Source organism: Dietzia psychralcaliphila, from assembly GCF_003096095.1.
Taxonomy (GTDB): Bacteria; Actinomycetota; Actinomycetes; order Mycobacteriales; family Mycobacteriaceae; genus Dietzia; species Dietzia psychralcaliphila.
This window is the reverse complement of record NZ_CP015453.1, coordinates 3,016,147-3,033,235: the sequence shown is the minus strand read 5'-3', so window position 1 is coordinate 3,033,235 and position 17,089 is coordinate 3,016,147. Positions and strand designations below refer to the sequence as shown.

18 protein-coding genes are annotated in these 17,089 nt (G+C 70.4%); 7 read left to right on the top strand and 11 right to left on the bottom strand.

What is annotated here, in order from left to right; genetic code table 11:
- Positions 1–139 precede the first annotated feature (139 nt).
- Entirely contained in the window at positions 140–595 is a 456-nt protein-coding gene (locus tag A6048_RS14005; RefSeq protein ID WP_107745811.1) for a siderophore-interacting protein, read from the bottom strand.
- A gap of 229 nt (positions 596–824) precedes the next feature.
- Between A6048_RS14005 and A6048_RS14000 the strand changes: the two genes are divergently transcribed.
- From A6048_RS14000 to A6048_RS13990, 3 genes are all read left to right on the top strand, one after another.
- Positions 825–1,502: a DedA family protein gene (locus A6048_RS14000; RefSeq protein WP_107745813.1), complete on the top strand. Its 678-nt coding sequence runs from the start codon at positions 825–827 to the stop codon at positions 1,500–1,502.
- Between the two features lie 68 nt (positions 1,503–1,570).
- On the top strand, positions 1,571–2,578 hold the full coding sequence (locus tag A6048_RS13995; protein ID WP_235027636.1) for an LLM class F420-dependent oxidoreductase: 1,008 nt from the start codon (positions 1,571–1,573) through the stop codon (positions 2,576–2,578).
- A gap of 166 nt (positions 2,579–2,744) precedes the next feature.
- Positions 2,745–3,344, top strand: coding sequence for a rhomboid family intramembrane serine protease (locus A6048_RS13990; protein ID WP_107745814.1), 600 nt, complete (start codon positions 2,745–2,747; stop codon positions 3,342–3,344).
- Here the strand turns inward: A6048_RS13990 and A6048_RS13985 are convergent.
- From A6048_RS13985 to A6048_RS13960, 6 genes are all read right to left on the bottom strand, one after another.
- Positions 3,301–4,557, bottom strand: a complete 1,257-nt coding sequence (locus A6048_RS13985; protein ID WP_107745816.1) for a cation:proton antiporter — start codon at positions 4,555–4,557, stop codon at positions 3,301–3,303. The two genes, A6048_RS13990 and A6048_RS13985, sit on opposite strands and share 44 nt — an antisense overlap.
- Before the next feature lie 216 nt (positions 4,558–4,773).
- Positions 4,774–5,316, bottom strand: coding sequence for a Dps family protein (locus A6048_RS13980; RefSeq protein ID WP_107745818.1), 543 nt, complete (start codon positions 5,314–5,316; stop codon positions 4,774–4,776).
- Positions 5,317–5,489: 173 nt separating this feature from the next.
- Positions 5,490–6,662 (bottom strand): FAD-dependent oxidoreductase, encoded by a 1,173-nt coding sequence (locus tag A6048_RS13975; protein WP_107745820.1) that lies wholly within the window; start codon positions 6,660–6,662, stop codon positions 5,490–5,492.
- The gene (locus tag A6048_RS13970; RefSeq protein ID WP_107745822.1) at positions 6,659–7,579 is read right to left on the bottom strand and encodes a DUF1295 domain-containing protein; all 921 of its coding nucleotides are present in this window, start codon (positions 7,577–7,579) and stop codon (positions 6,659–6,661) included. The genes A6048_RS13975 and A6048_RS13970 overlap by 4 nt, the downstream gene beginning before the upstream one ends.
- Positions 7,580–7,875: 296 nt before the next feature.
- Positions 7,876–8,124 carry a DUF6480 family protein gene (locus A6048_RS13965; protein WP_095718250.1) on the bottom strand — a complete coding sequence of 83 codons (249 nt, stop codon included), beginning with the start codon at positions 8,122–8,124 and terminating at the stop codon, positions 7,876–7,878.
- A gap of 520 nt (positions 8,125–8,644) precedes the next feature.
- Positions 8,645–9,115 carry a hypothetical protein gene (locus A6048_RS13960; protein WP_141244241.1) on the bottom strand — a complete coding sequence of 157 codons (471 nt, stop codon included), beginning with the start codon at positions 9,113–9,115 and terminating at the stop codon, positions 8,645–8,647.
- Positions 9,116–9,347: 232 nt separating this feature from the next.
- Between A6048_RS13960 and A6048_RS13955 the strand changes: the two genes are divergently transcribed.
- The 4 genes from A6048_RS13955 (at position 9,348) to A6048_RS18310 (ending at position 14,251) form a co-directional block, all read left to right on the top strand.
- A complete protein-coding gene (locus tag A6048_RS13955; RefSeq protein ID WP_146166325.1) occupies positions 9,348–11,900 on the top strand; it encodes a helix-turn-helix transcriptional regulator in 2,553 nt (850 codons plus the stop codon).
- Between the two features lie 158 nt (positions 11,901–12,058).
- On the top strand, positions 12,059–12,670 hold the full coding sequence (locus tag A6048_RS13950) for a hypothetical protein (protein WP_095718247.1): 612 nt from the start codon (positions 12,059–12,061) through the stop codon (positions 12,668–12,670).
- Between the two features lie 64 nt (positions 12,671–12,734).
- The gene (locus A6048_RS13945) at positions 12,735–13,478 is read left to right on the top strand and encodes an alpha/beta fold hydrolase (protein WP_107745828.1); all 744 of its coding nucleotides are present in this window, start codon (positions 12,735–12,737) and stop codon (positions 13,476–13,478) included.
- Between the two features lie 458 nt (positions 13,479–13,936).
- Positions 13,937–14,251: a hypothetical protein gene (locus A6048_RS18310; RefSeq protein ID WP_146166326.1), complete on the top strand. Its 315-nt coding sequence runs from the start codon at positions 13,937–13,939 to the stop codon at positions 14,249–14,251.
- A 19-nt stretch (positions 14,252–14,270) separates the two neighbouring features.
- Here A6048_RS18310 and A6048_RS13935 read toward each other — a convergent pair whose 3' ends face one another.
- The 4 genes from A6048_RS13935 to A6048_RS13920 form a co-directional block, all read right to left on the bottom strand.
- Positions 14,271–15,026, bottom strand: a complete 756-nt coding sequence (locus tag A6048_RS13935; protein ID WP_107745832.1) for an SDR family NAD(P)-dependent oxidoreductase — start codon at positions 15,024–15,026, stop codon at positions 14,271–14,273.
- A 74-nt stretch (positions 15,027–15,100) separates the two neighbouring features.
- On the bottom strand, positions 15,101–15,967 hold the full coding sequence (locus A6048_RS13930) for an enoyl-CoA hydratase-related protein (protein WP_107745834.1): 867 nt from the start codon (positions 15,965–15,967) through the stop codon (positions 15,101–15,103).
- A 99-nt stretch (positions 15,968–16,066) separates the two neighbouring features.
- Positions 16,067–16,357, bottom strand: a complete 291-nt coding sequence (locus A6048_RS13925; protein ID WP_095718242.1) for a DUF4287 domain-containing protein — start codon at positions 16,355–16,357, stop codon at positions 16,067–16,069.
- Positions 16,358–16,422: 65 nt separating this feature from the next.
- Positions 16,423–16,980 (bottom strand): dihydrofolate reductase family protein, encoded by a 558-nt coding sequence (locus A6048_RS13920; protein WP_107745836.1) that lies wholly within the window; start codon positions 16,978–16,980, stop codon positions 16,423–16,425.
- Positions 16,981–17,089 lie beyond the last annotated feature (109 nt).

Genomic DNA, 17,089 nt, shown 5'->3' with positions numbered 1-17,089 from the left:
TCACCCAGATGCGCAGCGGTGGCCCGCCGAGTTCGAGATGGCCCGGCCGGTTCCGCGCCACCCGGCGGCCGCGGGTCGGTCCGGGCAAAGGGTGAGCCTCGTCATCGTCGCCCCTTCCCAACGCGGGCCGGGGAGCGGCTCAGGAGCTACAGCGGCCCGCCGAGGCGCCAGTTGCCGGTGAACTTTGCGGTCGGCGCCGGCGGGCAGACCGCGGGCAGGACGGTCTGGGGTAGCGCCGCCTGGCCGGACCCTCCAGCCAGTGCGCGCCCGCGCCCGAGGCGTGCCGGACCAGGTCCACGCACAGCGCACCGTCGCGCAGTGAGCGCACCGTGTACTCCCGGACCAGCGCGGCGCCGCCCGGCGGGTGCGCCAGACCGCCGCCCGGCGCGGCCACGGGGAGGTGGACCTCGCCGGTGGCGGGATCGGGAAGGCAGAAGAACACCACGTCGTCGAAACCCTCGCTGTACGCCGCCGGCGCGGAGTCCTCGGCGGCGGCGGTGAACTCCCCGAGCTGATCGCCGTCGAGCGTCACGCGCACCAGATCCGCGGCGAAGGCAGCGACGGCCGCGTGTGCCGGCCAAAGGGACGGGTGCAGTAGTAGTTGCGATCACTGGTGAGCGAGTGGTTTCTCGCCGCACCACTCCCACGCCGGCCGGCCCGCTCGGCCGTTCACGACAGGAAATCTCTCAGCCAACCCGGGGTTCTGAACCGGTATCCTCCAATGGTTGCCGGCCATGCGCTGCACCGCGACCGGGCCGTGGACACCCGGCCCCGCGACCAGAGACGCTCACCAGGCCCCGAGCGCGGGAGAAACGGACATCGACGTGATCACCCTTGCCCAGGCGCCGCCGATCGAACCCTCGGCCGAGTACAGCGGATTCATCGGATGGGTCCTGAATCTCATGGAGACACTGGGCGAGCTCGGCGTGGGACTGGCGATCCTGCTCGAGACGTTCCTGCCACCGATCCCGTCCGAGGCGGTCCTGCCCGGGGCGGGGTTCCTCGCCTACGAGGGGCGGATGAGCTTCTCCCTCGCCTGGGCTGCGGCCACCGCGGGCGCGCTGATCGGCGCCTGGATCTGGTACGCCGTCGGGGCCGCGCTCGGACGCGATCGCACGAGGCGCCTGGTGGGCAGGATCCCGCTGCTCGACTACGAGGACTTCGACAAATCGGAAGCCTTCTTCCAGCGGTGGGGCGGAGTGGCCGTGCTGCTGGGGCGCTGCGTCCCCCTGGTGCGCTCGTTCGTCTCGATACCCGCGGGGATCAACCGGATGCCCGTCCTGCACTTCTCCGCCTACACCCTCATCGGATCCGGGGTGTGGAACGCGATCTGGATTGGCGCGGGGTTCGTGTTTGGCCCGGCGATCAAGCCCGTTCTGGAGCGGTGGAGTGGGGTGCTGTCCAACGCAGTGTTGGCGATCATCGCGATCCTGGTGGTCTGGTTTGTGGTCAAGCGCGTGCTGCGGCTGAGGGAGCGGCAACGCGCCGAGAGCGTGCAGTGAGCTCACCTGTCTCGTCTCGTCCCCCCGGCGCCTGGCACGCCTGATCAAGCGGAGGCATTCTGGACGTCATGCCAGCCGACTCCAGCCAGCCCGCGTCCAGCTCCGCCACCGCGCCCAGCGCCACCACCGACCGCGCGTCCGATGGAAAGGTCGGGCTGCGCGTCTTTGTCGAACCCCAGCAGGGTGCCACCTACGCTGATCAGCTCGCGGTCGCCCGCGCGGCAGAGGAGCTGGGCTACGAGGCGTTCTTCCGCTCGGACCACTACCTCAAGATGGGCGACGTCAGCGGCCTGCCCGGACCCACCGACGCCTGGCTCACCCTGGCCGGCCTCGCCCGGGAGACCAGCTCCATCCGGCTCGGCACCCTGCTGACCTCGGTGACCTTCCGCCATTTCGGCCCGCTGGCGATCTCGCTCGCGCAGGTCGACCAGATGTCCGGGGGTCGCCTGGACGTCGGCCTGGGCGCAGGGTGGTACGCCGACGAGCACACCGCCTACGGCATCCCGTTCCCGCCCATCGGCGAGCGATTCGACATGCTCGAGGACACCCTCGGCGCCCTGGAGACCCTGTGGTCGACCCCCGAGGGGGAGACGGTCACCGTCCGCGGGAAGCGAACCGATCTGGTCGACTCGCCCGGCCTGCCCAAGCCGCTGCAGCAGCGGCCGCCGGTGATCGTCGGCGGGTTCGGCAAGCGCCGCACGCCCGCGCTAGCGGCGCGGTTCGCCGACGAGTTCAACGTGCCCTTCGCCGACGTCGACACCGTGGCCACCCAGTACCGCCGCGTCGACGAGGCGTGCGCCGAGCGCGGCCGGGCGCCGGGGGAAATCGTGCGCTCAGCCGCCCTCGTCCTGTGCTGCGGCCGCGACGAGGCGGAGCTCACCCGCCGCGCCGCCGCCATCGGCCGCGAGGTCGACGAACTGCGGGCCAACGGCGCGGCCGGAACCCCGGACCAGGTGGTCGACACCATCGGCCGCTACTCGGCGATCGGGGCGCGGCGCATCTACCTGCAGATGCTCGACATGTCCGACCTCGACCACCTGGAGCTGGTCGCCTCGGAGGTGGCGCGGCAGCTGTAGAGGGGTGAAACGTCCCCGGTGTGCCATTTCTCGTTCGCGTCACCTTCGACAGCACTCCGTGAGGTAATGAACCGCGGAGGCAGGACAGTGAACTCCGTTGCGCCGATCGGCGTCGGGGCCGGCGGTTCTCCACGTCGCCGGCGCATCTCGAGTAAGGACACCGCTGATGCTGTTCACGAGGTTGAAGAGCAGTCCCGCCGTCCTCTCGATCATCGCCATCCAGATAGTCGTGTACGTCGCCCAGCTGGTGAGCCCCGACATCGCGGAGCGGCTCGCCCTTCCGGGAAGCGCTGAGGGGTTGGGTGAACGGCCATGGAGTCCGCTGACCGTGATATTCGTCCACGACCTCCTCGTACACGTCGTGTTGATGGTGGTGATGCTGGCGGCGTTCGGGCCACTGCTGGAGAAGTCCGCACGCGCTGTGGATGTGGTGGCGGTCTATCTGCTGGCCGGGGTGGCGGGCTCACTGGGTGTTGTGGCCGCGACTGCTGCGGTCCCGACGTGGGCGGAGGACGGGACCATCGTCGGGTCCTCGGCGGCGGTATTCGGCGTGACCGCGGCGGTGCTGGCGATGCGCCCGTCGTCACGGATCTTCGGAGGCACGACTACTCAATGGTTGGCCATCCTGGTTGCGATCAACATCGTGTTCCTGTTCTCGCTGCCCCTCGGTTCGGTGGGGCACCTGGTCGGAATCGCTGTCGGGTGGGTGTACGGACGATGGCTCAGGTCCCGGCCCGGGCCCGCCGGCGGTCCAGTGCCCGCATGACCTGGGACGCGCTCGCACCGTGGAGCACCAGGGAAGCGATGATGACCAGCGACACCGCCGGCCACAGCGACCAGCCGTCCTCCTTGGGGAAGAAGCCCATCGCGTAGCAGAGATAGAACAGCGAGCCCACGCCCCGGACGCCGAACACCGAGACCACCATCCGCTCGTCGCGGCGGAGTTTGCGGTCCCCCAGGAGCGCGACCCAGGCGGCGATCGGTCGGACCACCAGCAGGACGCCGGCCGCCACCGCCACGTGCGTCCAGTGCAGGCGGGGGAGCGCGTCGGAGATGAACGAGGCGCCGATCACCAGCAGGACCAGCAGGGTGAGCAGGTGCTCGGTGTACTCCACGAACTCGTGGAAGTGCTCGTGGCGCTCGTCGTCACGCTCGGACGCGCGGACCCCGAGCGCCGCGCAGAACACGGCGAGGAAGCCCCACCCGCCCAGCAACTCGCCGACCCCGTAGGCCAATAGAAGCGTGGCCACGGCGGCGGGCTCGGCGAATCCCACGAGCCGGTGGTCGCCCACCCGCACGCGGTAGACCGCGGCCCCGATGAGCCGACCGAGAAGGTAGCCCACCACCGCGCCGATGACCGTCTTGCCCACCAGGTCCCACGCCACCCAGCCCAGGAGCCACTCGCCGGGATCCCCCTTGGTCGCCAGGTAGATGGCGAGGTACACAAACGGGAAGGCGAGGGCGTCGTTGCGCCCGGCCTCGGAGGTGAGGGCGAAGCGGGCCTCGTCGTGCTCGTCGTCGACCTCCTCCCCGGAACTCGGACCCTCAACCTGCACGTCGGAGGCCAGGACCGGGTCGGTCGGGGCGAGCACCGCCCCCAGCAGCACGGCGACCGCGGGGGTCAGCCCCAGCACCCACCACCCCAGTACCGCCACTCCCGCGATGGACAGGGGCATGCCGATCGCCAGCAGCCGCCACGTGGTGGTCCACCCGCGCAGGCTCAGCGGCCGATCCAGCGCGAGGCCCACGCCGAAGAGCGCCACGATCACGGTGATCTCGGCCATCCGCTCAGCCAGCTCCGCGTGCTCGATCACGTCCACGAGCTGCGACTCGTTGGGCATCAGCCAGCCGATGACCATGCCCACGCCCACCACCACGATCGGTGCGGACAGCACCCGCTCGCGGAGCAGGCGCGGAAGGAACGACCCGATGAGCAGGGCCGCGCCGATGACCGCGAACACCAGGTCGGTATTGGGCACGCAGTGAGTCTGGTCGCCCCCGGGTCCCCTGCGCCACCGCTGGCGTCAGCGCCCGGGGGTCATTATCTGCGGCACCCGGCTGCATACCCCCGCAACCCCGCGGCCTCTCTCGCTACCCCCCGTGACTCTGCTTGCTGAATGAACGACGACGGGCCGGACTCCTGAGTGGGAATCCGGCCCGTCGGTGGCCGTGCTGGAGGGATCAGCCAGGTGCGATCACGTCGTGGCGGACCGGGCTGCGCCCTTCTCGCTGGCGTCGTCGGACGTGGACAGCGAGCCGGCGGCGTTCTCCAGGTGGGCGCGGACGAACCACTGGAACTTCTCGAGCTCGGCGGTTTGGCCGATGAGGATGTCCTCGGTCACCGGGTCCACCTCGCCGGCCACGGCGATGGCCTTGCGGTGGTCGCCGATCATCCCGTCGTACACCTTGTCCAGGGCACCGAGGTGCGCCTGCGCGGTGTCGCGGCCCAGCGAGTAGTCGTCCCACGAGCGGTGGTCGGCGTTGGCGCCCATCGTGCCCACCGGCGAGCCGCCCAAGGTCGCGATGCGCTCGGCCAGCACGTCGGCGTAGCCGCGGACCAACTCGACCTGCGGGTCGAGCATCTCGTGCACCGAGATGAAGTTGGGGCCCACCACGTTCCAGTGCACGTGCTTGAGGGTCAGGTGCAGATCGTTGCACGCCGTGAGTCGCTTCTGGAGCGTGTCTACGAGCGTTGAGGAATCAGAGTTGGACAATCCGGGAACAGTGAATTCAGGCATGTCCCGACCGTAGCGCCGCTACCTGAACCGTGCGACCGCTCGCTCGTCCGTGCAGGTCAGGGCCCGTGAGCTCGGTCACTGGCCCGTGGCGGCCCTGAACGAAACCCGCCGAACCCGACTGCGCACCGAGGAACTCACCGAGCCCGCCGGCATTCACCGGAACTCGCCGGGACTTATCGAACTCGCCTCCGCACCCCGCCGTAGATCAGCTGGTGGGTGATGAGGCGTTGGAGCACCACATCGGACGCCGGGGAGGGGACGCGGACACCCCGGCCGGGCGGGGTGAACACGATGAGTCCGTCGCGCAGCGGGCCGAGCACCGAACCCCAGCGGCGCCTCGGGGGCCGGTAGTCGCGCAGCGGGCTGCCCTCGAGATGCGCGCGGATGTTGCGTGCGACCAGGAGGTGTCCGCGGTTGCGGGCGGAGGTGCGCAGCGGGTCGGTGGCGGCCACATCGCCGACTGCAAAGACGTCGCTGTGCCCGGGCACCCGCAGCGTCGGCTCCACGCGGACGAATCCCCGGTCGTCGAGCATCTCCGCGGGCAGCCACGAGGTGTTGGGCGAGACGCGGCCGATCGCCCAGATCACTACGTCTGCTGTGGTCGGTGCCTGACCCGTCGTCCAGCTCACGGGGGCGCTGGTGAGGTGCTCGTCGTCGTCGTCGTTGTGGTTGTCGTGGCTCGCACTGTCACCGTCACCGTCACCCACACCGGCTCCGGCCGGCAGCTCCGCGCGGTGACCGGGATGCAGGCCGACGCCCAGGTCCTCCAGTCGCGAGCGCACCCGGTCCCAGACGAGATCGTGATGATGGGGGAGCGCGCGGTCGCCCGGGAAGTAGACGTCCACGGTTTTAGTGGGCCAGCGTTCGGCCACCTGCGCCGCCGAGCTCAGGGCCGCCGCGCCGCCGCCGATGATCGCCACCGTCCTTGATGCCGCGAGGCGCTGATGGGGGAGGGAGATGTCGGCGTCGACGCCGCCGGAGTCCTGGAGGGTGGGGTGGCGCCAGAACCCGTTGGTCACCCCGGTGGCAACGACGAGGACGTCGTACGGTTCCTCGGCGGCTGTGCCGTCCGCGAGGGTGATGCGCACGATCCGGTTCTCGGAGTCGAGGGCGGTGGCGCTGCCGTGCACGATCCGCGCATGGTCGAGGCCCCGGAACCTGCTGTAGGCGATGCGGTAGTCGCGCGTCCACGCCTCCGGCCGGGCCAACCTCAGGCCTAGCTCCTGGCCGCTGACGAACTCCGGCTTGGCGGTGATGCCCACGACGTCGCCGTGCCTGCGGAGCGCGATCGCGGTGAGGACCCCGGTGTCCCCGAGGCCCACGACGACGATGCGCGGACGGCTCACGCGGAGGTCTTGGGCCGGTTCTTCTCGTTCGAGCGCGTGGTGGGCGGGCTCTTCTTGGGCGGGCGCGGGATGAACAGCGACACCCGCTCCACCACGCGCGCGTACTCGGGCCGCCGCTCCAGGCTGCGCTGCTCCATCATCGGGATGCTCACGGCGAGGAACATCGCCACCATGGCAAAGGTGCCCACGAACACCCACCACGCGCCGGGCCAGGCCGCGAGGCCGAACAGGCCCATGGAGAACCAGATCCCGCATTCGCCGAAGTAGTTCGGGTGCCGGGACCACGACCACACGCCGGTGTCCATGACCTGCCCGGGCGTCCGGGTGGCGATGAAGCGGTGCATCTGCAGGTCGGCGATTGTCTCGAGGGCCAGCGCGGCCAGACCGACGCCGAACGCCACGAAGTCCAGCCAGCCGAGCGGCTCACCGGCCCTGGTCGCCACCACGTAGACGGGGATGAGTCCGGCGAAGACCTGCAGGGTCGGGAAGACGTGGATGCCCATGAGGTCGGCCACGAACTCGAACCGCCCGGCCCGCTCGCGGACCATCGGGTAGCGCCAGTCCTCGTGATGCATGCCGGGGAAGGTGCGGATCCAGTTGGCGGTCAGGCGGATGGCCCACGCCAGCAGCACGATCATCATGAGCCACCAGCGGACGTCGTTCACGCCCGCGTCGGCGGCGATCCACCAGTAGAACGCCAGCAGCGGTGGGATGACCGACCAGAAGGCGTCGTAGAAGGTGGAGTTCCCGTAGAAGCGGCTGAACGCGAAGATCACCACAGTCGCGATGAGGTCGGCGATCAGGCCGTCGAGCCACAGCTGGCCGCTGTCCAGCCCCCACAGCAGCCACGCCAATCCGGCGCCGATGGCGATGACATAAGCGATCCCGACCCGCAGGAGTGACGCACCTTGACTCATGTCAGGCAGGGTAACGACCGTTCTGCGCGCGGACCTGCGGAACGGTGAGATGCGGTGGGGCGGTGCCGTGGTGTGGCCGTGAGCGCCACCTGCTGGGCGAGGCCGCGTCCGCCCACCCCGGGTGACCGGGGGAGGGCCCGCGCTGGGTGTGCCCACTCGTAGACTGGTCGCATGTGACGGATTCCGGGAAAACCCACCTGGGGAAACGTGATCAGGTGTGACCCCGCGGCGGGTGGTGCCCGGTGGCGGTGACGTGGCGGGCGGCGTTCACCGACGCGCCGACTACGGCCGTGTGGTCAGCCCAGGCCGAACAGCCTTCCTGCAAGTCCCAGCGCCATGAGCAGGACGATCAGCACGATGATCCCCAACAGCACGTAGATCCCGATGCGGGACCCGGACTTGGTCGGGCTCTGCCCGGTGCGTGCGCTGTCCGAGGCCAGGGACGTGGAATCCGAGTCCGGCGTCTGCGGTCCCGTGGGCGAGCCGCCGGCGTCGAGGTCGGGGGACTCGCTGGGATCCGGGTCTGGTGGGAGGGAGTTGGCCATGCCCCACTTTTGCACGAGCGTCGCTCGACGTGCCCGCGGGTATGCCGGCGCGGGTAGGGCCGGCGGGGACTTGAGTAACGGTTGTGCTGCCGCCGGAGGGGCAGGTCGGAGGCGGTCGCGCTGGGGTTCCAGACCGTCCCCGACTTTCGCTCGCCGACCTGGCCCGACGGTCCGGTTCCGCCGCAACTGCATCCGGACTTCTATGTGGATCGCCTACTTCGAGCCGGCCGGGGGCAGGGGGCGCGGCCGGCCGCGAGGTTAGGCCGATGCGCCTCGTGGTGGCGTCCCCGCGCCGGCGCATGAATCTGTCCCATCACACGCTCGTGCGGCGAGTGGTCAGAGCCGTCGGATTTCGTCTCGCTGGACCACCTGAACTTAAGCTGGGAAAACGTGAGCGGGATCGACCCCTCGGCGGGTGCGGCGGATCGGGCGGCTGCGCCCGGCGCCGAACCGCCTCCCGCCGAGCTGCCGCCGGCTGAACCGAGCCCGCCGCGTGCTCGCTCGTCGAGAAGCGAGAACCTCAGTAGCGTCTCGCCGGCACCAGTCGCTCAGGCTGTGCCTCCAGGTAGTCGAGCGCGTTGTCGTCGTAGGTGAGGACCAGGGCCACGGCGTTGGCGATGAGCAGCACCCAGGCCGACCACAGCGTCGGGTCGTACAGCACGGCCAGCAGGGAGACGCTCGCGGCGGTCGTCAGCAGCGCCCGGCTCCAGCGAGCGCCGTCACGGAGCTTCACGGCGGCCACCACCTGCACCACCATGGCGGCGAACAGTCCGGTCGCGAGGATCCAGCCGTACCAGCCGAGCGCCTCGGCCCCGCCAGCCTCGGCGCCGCCAAAGCCCGCCCCGCCGCGACCGGCCTCACCGACACTCAATCCCGCGACCAGCGCCAGAATGTTGCTTCCGGTGACAAGGCTGGCGATGGTGACCGTGGTGAACAGGCCACAGAACACCCAGATCCAGGATGCGATCGAGACGGAGAGCGGTCGGCTCACGTACGGACCTCTCGGGTCGGCGGTCGCACCCTCGTGGAGCGACTCGGACAAGATGCGCCTATCGTCTGACGAGATAGACAGGTGTCGATAGAGTGCGGCACACCTGATTTTTGGTGTGGTGCAGTGGTGCTCGGTTCCCGGGTTCTTCCCGTGGCTCCGTGCGCTCGTCGCGCCCTCACGCGGACGTGGTGCCCCTCAGCGCCCCGACGCGGCCGGACTGGAGGTGGATCTGGTGCCCGCGTGGAGAAAGGCCCGGGCGGTGCTGCGTGCGGACACCGTGGCCCGCGCGGTCGCGCTGTGCGTCGACACCCGGCGCGGTGTGCTGGTGGTGGGGCCGCCGGGCGCGGGTGCCAGCCGGTGCGCTGCCGACATCGCGGCCGGACTGCGCGCTGCCGGAATCCCGGTCTCCGTGTGGGATGACCTGGACAGAGCCGGTGCGCACCGAGCGCTGCCCGATGGCGCGGTGCTGGTGGCCTCGGCCAGGGTGGGCGCGGCTCTACCGCCCGGGTACCGCGAGGTGGTGAGCGCCCGCACCACGCGGTTGCCGCTGCGGAACCTCACGCGCGGTCAGTCGGAGGCCGCGGTCTCGGCGGCCGTCGGAGCGCCGCTTTCGGCGCGGCTGGTCGAGGCGCTGTGGGCCTGCTCCCACGGCAATCTCACCGCCCTGCGCGCCACCTACGACGACCTGGCGACCCGCGGGTTGACCCGACGCACGTGTGACCGGGTGGAGTTGACGGTGGACCCGGCCACGGCGATCGCGGGCGTCGCGGTGGACCCGCAGCTGTGGATCGGTGCCAGCACCGGTCCCGGCGTCGTCGGCCCCGATGGTCTCGATCCCGTGACCGATGCCCTGACCACCGTCGCGCTCGCCCGCCGCATCAGGATCCAGGACCTCGAACGGCTCCACGGCTGCGAGGTGGCAAGCGACCTGGTGGCCCGGGCGCTCGTGGCGGAGGCCCAGCACAACGGCGCGCAGGTGCTCGTCGTGCAACCGCCCGTTCTGGCCGCTGCGCTGCGGGCCGGCGCGGATCACCGTCGGCGCAGGGACGCCTACGACGCCGTGCTCGCTCTCAAGGGGATCGTGCCGCCGGACCCGACCATCGTGCTGTGGGCGCTGTCCGAGGCACCCGCCACCCATGCCGGACGTGTGGACGCCCCCGCCGCCCTGGCCGCGGCCCGCGCCGCGCTCGACGCCCACGACTACCGCACAGGCGTCGAGTTGTCCGAGGCCGCCCAGCGTGCGGGCCTGGAGATGACGCCGCTGCAGCAGGCCGAGCTCGCGCTGGTCGCGGGTTCCTGCCTGCGGCTGCTCGACAGGGTGCAGGAGGCGGCCGTCATGTTCGAGCGGTCGCTGGAGTGTCTGCGGGCAGCGGCCGGACCGCGTGGTGACGACGACGAGCCGGGTGGGCCCGACTTCACCAGTGTGCTGATCGACAACGTGACGGCCCGGGCGGACCTCGCGCACTACCGCGACCGGGGTCCGGAGAACTCCCTGCCGTTGATCGAGGCGGCCCGCGGATTCCTGACGCCGGGCCACCCCGCTCACTCGGTGCTGGACGCGCTGACCGTGGTGCACCTGTCCTACGCCGGGCGGTACCGGGAGGCGGCCCGGGCACACGCCGAACTCGGCGCGCCACAAACTGACGCCGCCCCTGGTCATCCCGCACCCCTGCACCCCGCATCCCTGCCAGCCGAGTGGGAGCGACGACTCGAGGCGATCCACGCCCTGGCGCTCGACGCACTCGGTCAGTCCGATGCGGCGCTTGCCGTCCTTCGGCGGCTGGCCCGCCAGTCGCGCACGATGAACCACCACGCGTGGGCGTCCGAGGAGTACCTCGCGGCGTTGCTCTACGTGGTGCTCCACGGTTTCGGTGTCAACACCCTGTTCGCGGAACTCGCGCCCTTCATCGCGGTCGAGCAGGACGACTCCGTGCGCCTGGACCACGGAATGCGCCGAGTCGCCGACGCGGAGATCGCCCTGGCCGCCGGCGACCTGCCGTCGGCCGTGAGCGCGGCGTCCGACGCGCTCGACACCATCGAGGTGGACGGCCCCGAGGACGTCCTCCCGCGTGCCATCTCCCTGTGCGCACTGATCTCGGCCCTGTCCGGGCAGACCGCGACCGCGGAGGAGCAGCTGCGGCGTCTCCGCTCCGTCCACGGGTACGCCAACTCGCCGGTCGGGCCGGAGATCCGCGGAGCCGAGGCAGGGGTCCTGTTCTGCCTCGGTCGGAGTGAGGAGGCGCTCGGCATCGTCCGCTCCCTCGTCGACGACGGACTGCTCGGCTCCGCTGTGCGCGCCGCTCTGGCCGGGGTGTTAATGGCCGATCCGGAGAGCTGCCGGATAGTGGCCGAGCTGGAGGTCAGTGGGGATGTGCCGGTGCTGGTGCGCGACCTGGCCGCTGCCAACCTGGCCGACAACCCCCGGCGATTGATCGATGCGGCTCAGCGAGCCCGTGGACACGGTCTGCTCATGGTGGCCGCAGCGGCCGCAGACCGCGCCCGCACCCTCGCCACCCCGGGATCGCAGCACCACACCCTGGCCGAGCGGATGCTCGCGACCACCGAGATCAGCGGGTCGCTGGCCGGCCTCACCGGACTGGGAGGTCCTGCTCGCTGGGTCCCGCCCGGGGTCACGCTGACCCGCCGCGAGTCCCAGGTCGCCGAGTTGGTGGGGCAGGGGTTGACCAACGCCGAGATCGCGGACGAACTCCACCTGTCCAAGCGGACCGTGGAGGGTCACCTCAACCGGATCTACACCAAGACCGGCACCCGACTGCGAGGGTGAACGGGCGACAGAGTCGAGGTGTGAGCATGCGTCAGTCACGGAGGAATCCAGCGCCGAGGAACCCAGCGCCGGGGAATCCAGCGCCGAGGAATCCGGCGCCGAGCGATCCGGTCCATGGCGATCCGGCCACCTTCTGCGAGGCGCCCGCGGCCTACATCGTGGAGACCTACTTCGTGCTCCGGATGGTCATCGCGGCCGGTGCGCTCATCCTCCCGGCAACCCTTCTCCTGTGGGTGGCCCTCGACTCCGGCGTGTCGATGATGGGCTCACTCAGCGCCTTCTACTACTCGCCGGCCCGGAGTCTCTTCGTGGGGATACTCGTGGCTATCGGCGTCGCGCTGGTGGCCTACCGCGGTTACACCCGCGGAGAGAACGCGCTGCTCAACGGAGCCGGCGTCCTATCCATCGTGGTGGCGCTGGTCCCGACGGGAGACTCGTCTCTGCCCGGGCTCACCGTGGCGGGTGCCGTTCACGCGGTGGCCGCGGTGGGGTTCTTCGTCCTGGCCGCGCTGTCGATCTTCTTCTACGGGCAGGAGACCCTCGGATCCCTTTCGGATCCGGACCAGCAGCGCAGGTATCGCGCGGTCTACCGGGTCCTGGCCGTACTGGTCGTTGCGTTCCCGGGCGCGGCGGTTCTCGTCGCCTGGGTGGTGGGGCCGTCCGTGGCCCTGTTCGCCGGGGAGGCGGCGGCGCTGTACGCGTTTGCTGCGTTCTGGCTGGTCAAGACCTATGAGCTCTCGCAATCCCATGCCGAGTTGAGGATCGTGTGAGCCAGCCGATGCGGCCCTTCACAGACACCGCGTCGCTCGCGGCCGTCGCGCGTAGGGTCGCGACATGACGAGTCTTGTCTTTCTCCCCGGCCTCCACGGCGACGCGCAGTCATGGGACCCGACCCTGCGCGCCCTGCCGGAGAGATGGAACACCACGGCCCTCGATCTGCCGGCCGAGCCCGACCTCGACGCGCTCGTCGACGAGACCGCCCGACAGATCGCGACCGGCAGCGTCGTCGTCGGACATTCCCTCGGCGGCGTAGTGGCCATGCACCTCGCCGAGCGGCACCCGTCCCTGCTGGCCGGCCTCGTCCTGGTCACCGCGCCCGTGGGTGCCGAGGACCCGGACGCAGCCGCGGCGCGCGCCGCCCGCGCGACGGATCTGAGTCCAGGGGAGTATGAGGAGATCGCCCTCGACGGCATGGAGGCGGTGTACTACGGCGACCGCGGCCACGACCCGCAGGTCAGGGCCGAGCGGCTGCGCGCGGCGCGCGGGTACGGGCCGGAGCGGTTCGCCGCGCACTCGGTGGCCCTGGGCGCACGGCCGGACCGCAGTACCTTCCCCGCGCAGGCGCCCTGCCCGGTCCTCATCGTGGGGGCATCACACGACCAGGTGGTGCCCACCGAGGAACAGCGCAGGTGGGCCGAGGCAAACGGTGCCGGGGGCGGTGGTGCGGGCGCCAGCAGCAAGGGCGCCCAGGCGGTGACCTACGTGGAGATCCCGGAGACCGGGCACATGCTGCCGGTCGAGACGCCTGAGGAGTTGGCCACCGCGATCAGCGACTGGTGGCGCCGCACCGAGGCCTGATGCGGGACATTCTCGGGTCGCCGAGCGCAGCATCGTGCCGACACTGCTCCTCGCCGCAACCCCCCGGACGGTCTAGAGTTCTTCCCCAGAAGGCGGGGTGGTCGTCAATGACTTCTCGGAATCGACCGTTGTCCCAGAGATCCGTCGCGCCGGGGGACAGGGCGAATCGCGCGTTGAGGGAGCTCGACGACCAGGTCTTCTCCGACGTCGTCCTGCGGGAAGTGCATCGTCGCAGTGCGTTCGGCCGGGTCGCCGGGCAGATCGACAGGGCCGTGAAGACGGTCCGGGCTCCGGACATGGACCTCCTCCGGGGACCCACGGCACCACGAGCTGGAGATGGCGCCACTGCCGCTCGTCGTGCCCGTGCCGTTGCGGTCTCAGTCTCGCGGGGTGCCGCAATGCGGGTGCCTCTGTTGTGCTCGGTCGAAGCGGCTGAGGCCCTCGCGCGGCGCGGAGTGTTGTCCGAATCCACCGCCGCCGACGCACTTCGGACGTTCGCGCGAGACGGCCGCCTGATCGCGCTCCGCGGCGACCGGAGATGGGTCTACCCGCGATTCCAACTGGACTACTTCGATCCGCGCGACCCGAACAACATCATCTGCGCGATCAACCGGGTGCTGGACGCCGGTCGCTATCCGGAAGCTGCGACCTCCTGGTGGACCCTGCAGTCGGTCGCCCTGCCCGGCATGCGCCCACCCGTGGACCTGTTGGGAGGCGACCACGACGCACTGCGGCAGCTGGCGTCGGAGTACGCGTCCGGAGCTGATCGGTGACAGGTGCGCGGCGGCTGACTCAGCGGGGGAGTTGCCCGTCGTCGATCTTGATGACGGTCCCGGTGACCGCCTCTGACGCGTCCGAGACGAGGTAGAGCAGCGTGGAATCGAGCTGTTCGGGTACGCCGAGTCGCTTCCGCGGGAACCCGGGCGCGATGTCGCCGACCCGCTCGAGCATCCCGTCGGTCATCTCCGACTCGAAGACTCCCGGCGCGATGGCGTTGACGTTGATGAGATTGCGCGCCCACTCCACGGCGAGGGCCTCCGTCATCCGACTGAGTGCCGCTTTGGTCGTGGCATAGAGGGCGGCCCCGTTCCCGGCGTAGTGGTACGCGGCCATCGAGGAGATGTTGACGATCCGGCCCGGGGTTTCGGCCACGATCAACCGTCGGGCCACCCCGGTCGCCATGAGCCACGGGCCACGGATATTGGTGTCCAACACGGCGTCCACGAGCTCCAGTGGCATCTTGTGTGCGCGCTGCGCATCGGGGATGCCGGCGTTGTTGATCAGGATCCGAGGAACGCCGAGACGCTCGGTCACCTCCGTGAGGCAGGACTCGACGGAGGCCGGATCGGCGACGTCGAGACGGATACCGTGCGCGCTGCCTCCGCGTCGGCCGATCGCGTCGACGACCTCCTCGATCCTCTCGGTACGCCGCCCGGTCACGACGACAGTCGCGCCCGCGTCCGCGAGCACATGGGCGAACCGGGCGCCGAGGCCGGCGGTCGATCCGGTGACGATCGCGACGCGACCGGTGAGGTCGACAGAAGTCATGGGGAGTCCTCTCCGAGGTGGGGGGTGGCGGCGGAACTGGTCAGATGATGCGGCGAGGCAGTGAGGGAAGTAGCTCAGGTGAAGAGGTCGGGCAGGCCGTCCGAGGCGCGGTCCGGGAAGTCCGGCTCCTCCTTGGCCAGGAACGCGGAGACGCCGGCGCGGACGTCGGCGGACGCACCGCGGGTGTAGATACCGATGGACTCGGCGCGGTGGGCCACCTCGGGGTCGGGAGCGCCGAGCATCCGCCACATGAGCTGGCGGGTCAGCGCCGCCGACACCGGGGCCGTACCGCGGGTCAGCTCGCGAGCGATCTCGATGCCGCGGGGGAGGACCTCGTCGGCCGGGAGCAGCTCACGGACCAGGCCGCGCTCCAGGGCCTCGCCGGCAAGGATGGTCTTGCCGCCGACAGTCCACTCGACCGCCGTGGAGATGCCCACGATGCGGGGCAGGAACCAGGTGGAGCACGCCTCCGGCACCAACCCGCGTCGCGTGAAGACGAACCCGAATTTGGCGTGGTCTGCGGCGATACGCACGTCGGTGGGCAGGGTCATGGTCACCCCGACGCCCGCGGCCGAGCCGTTGATCGCCGAGATGATCGGCTTGGTCATCCGGAAGATGCGTAGCGAGACCAGGCCGCCCGTGTCCGGCGGGGGGTTGCCGGTGTCCTGGCCGGGATCGACGGCGAAGGTCTCGCCCCCGCCCGAGATATCGGCCCCCGCGCAGAACGCTCGCCCGGTGCCGGTGAGCACCACGGCCCTGATGTCGTCGTCGGCGTCGCAGGCGTCGAGAGCGGCGACGAGGTCGGTGAGGTTCCGCGTGGTCGCAGCGTTGAGCCGATCGGGGCTGTTGAGCCTGATCACGGCGACGTCGTCGTGGCGCTCGAGGACGACCTCTCGCTGGTCGGCTGCGGTCTCGGGTGCCTGGTCGGGCGAGGGCTGCATGGTGACGGACGCTACCCGCGGTGGCGGGTGGTGGGGCCGGGATCCGATACTGACCGGCTGCGCATACTCGCCGCCGGCTCGACGGGGGAGGATCCGGGTTCAGCGGTTCGGGTTGGTGGCCGCGCCATCGAGCCAGAGCATGTCGGTCGCGTCGGCGTGTGAACCGGTGGAGCCGACGTGCTTCGAGCTGATCTGAGGCCCCTTGGTGATCACGTGGACGAGCGCCATGCCGTGGCCGCGGCCGAGGCCGTAATCGTTCTTCAACCACTCCAGGATCGGCCCGGCCTTGGTGCCGGGGCCGAAACCGCGTTCGGTCGCCTGATCCACGAGTTGCCGCGGCGTCAGCCCGGTCTTGGTTTCGATGGTGTCGAGATACGCCTGGAAGGACATCGGATTCTCCTCTGATCGATAGGCGGCGGGGTGATGGGTTTCGGGTGATGGGCGAGTGCGTCCGGTCAGGCGTCTGCGGAGTCCGAGCGCAGGGCGTAGGTCGCGACGATGTTGCCCGCCTGGGTCTGCGTCGAGTTCAGCAGATGCATCCGCGTCGTGGGGACGGACTCGTCGAAGAGCCTGCGGCCCTCACCGGAGATCACCGGGTGGATGGTCAGCGTGAGCTCGTCCACCAGGCCCGCCAGCACCAGCCTCCTGGTGGTCTCCACGCCACCCGCGATCGCGATGTCGCCGCCCGGTTCCTGCCGCAGCTGCCCGAGGTACCCGGCCGCATCACCGGTGGCGATAACGCTGTTCCACGGCAGCTCGCCCGTCAGGGTGGAGGTGAGCACGTGCTTGCGGACCGGGTTGACCCACTCGGCGAACGGGTCCTGCGCACCGGGCCAGTAACCGGACCACTCCTGCCAGAGCGTGCGGCCCAGCACCAGGTCCGTGGTCGCGGCAGTCATCTTCTGCATGAACTCCATCTCCTCGGGTCCGAAGGCGTCGAACTGCCAGTGCTCGGCATGCTCCGTCACGCCGTTGAGCGTGGAGAACATGTGGGCCGTGATCGTGCGGCTCATGATGATCCCTCCTGAGGGGACTCGGGGGCCCGGTCGAGCAGGTGCTCGGGGCCCGAAGGACCGTCCTTCACAGGGGTAGACGGTGCGAGGCGCCGAAAGTGATCGGTGC

Excerpts from the sequence above, each read along its gene's own strand:
- A6048_RS13995 (WP_235027636.1), top strand. The coding sequence starts at position 1,571 with ATGCCAGCCGACTCCAGCCAGCCCGCGTCCAGCTCCGCCACCGCGCCC.
- A6048_RS13990 (WP_107745814.1), top strand. The coding sequence starts at position 2,745 with ATGCTGTTCACGAGGTTGAAGAGCAGTCCCGCCGTCCTCTCGATCATC.
- A6048_RS13980 (WP_107745818.1), bottom strand. The coding sequence starts at position 5,316 with ATGCCTGAATTCACTGTTCCCGGATTGTCCAACTCTGATTCCTCAACG.
- A6048_RS13970 (WP_107745822.1), bottom strand. The coding sequence starts at position 7,579 with ATGAGTCAAGGTGCGTCACTCCTGCGGGTCGGGATCGCTTATGTCATC.
- A6048_RS13965 (WP_095718250.1), bottom strand. The coding sequence starts at position 8,124 with ATGGCCAACTCCCTCCCACCAGACCCGGATCCCAGCGAGTCCCCCGAC.
- A6048_RS13945 (WP_107745828.1), top strand. The coding sequence starts at position 12,735 with ATGACGAGTCTTGTCTTTCTCCCCGGCCTCCACGGCGACGCGCAGTCA.
- A6048_RS13935 (WP_107745832.1), bottom strand. The coding sequence starts at position 15,026 with ATGACTTCTGTCGACCTCACCGGTCGCGTCGCGATCGTCACCGGATCG.
- A6048_RS13930 (WP_107745834.1), bottom strand. The coding sequence starts at position 15,967 with ATGCAGCCCTCGCCCGACCAGGCACCCGAGACCGCAGCCGACCAGCGA.
- A6048_RS13925 (WP_095718242.1), bottom strand. The coding sequence starts at position 16,357 with ATGTCCTTCCAGGCGTATCTCGACACCATCGAAACCAAGACCGGGCTG.
- A6048_RS13920 (WP_107745836.1), bottom strand. The coding sequence starts at position 16,980 with ATGAGCCGCACGATCACGGCCCACATGTTCTCCACGCTCAACGGCGTG.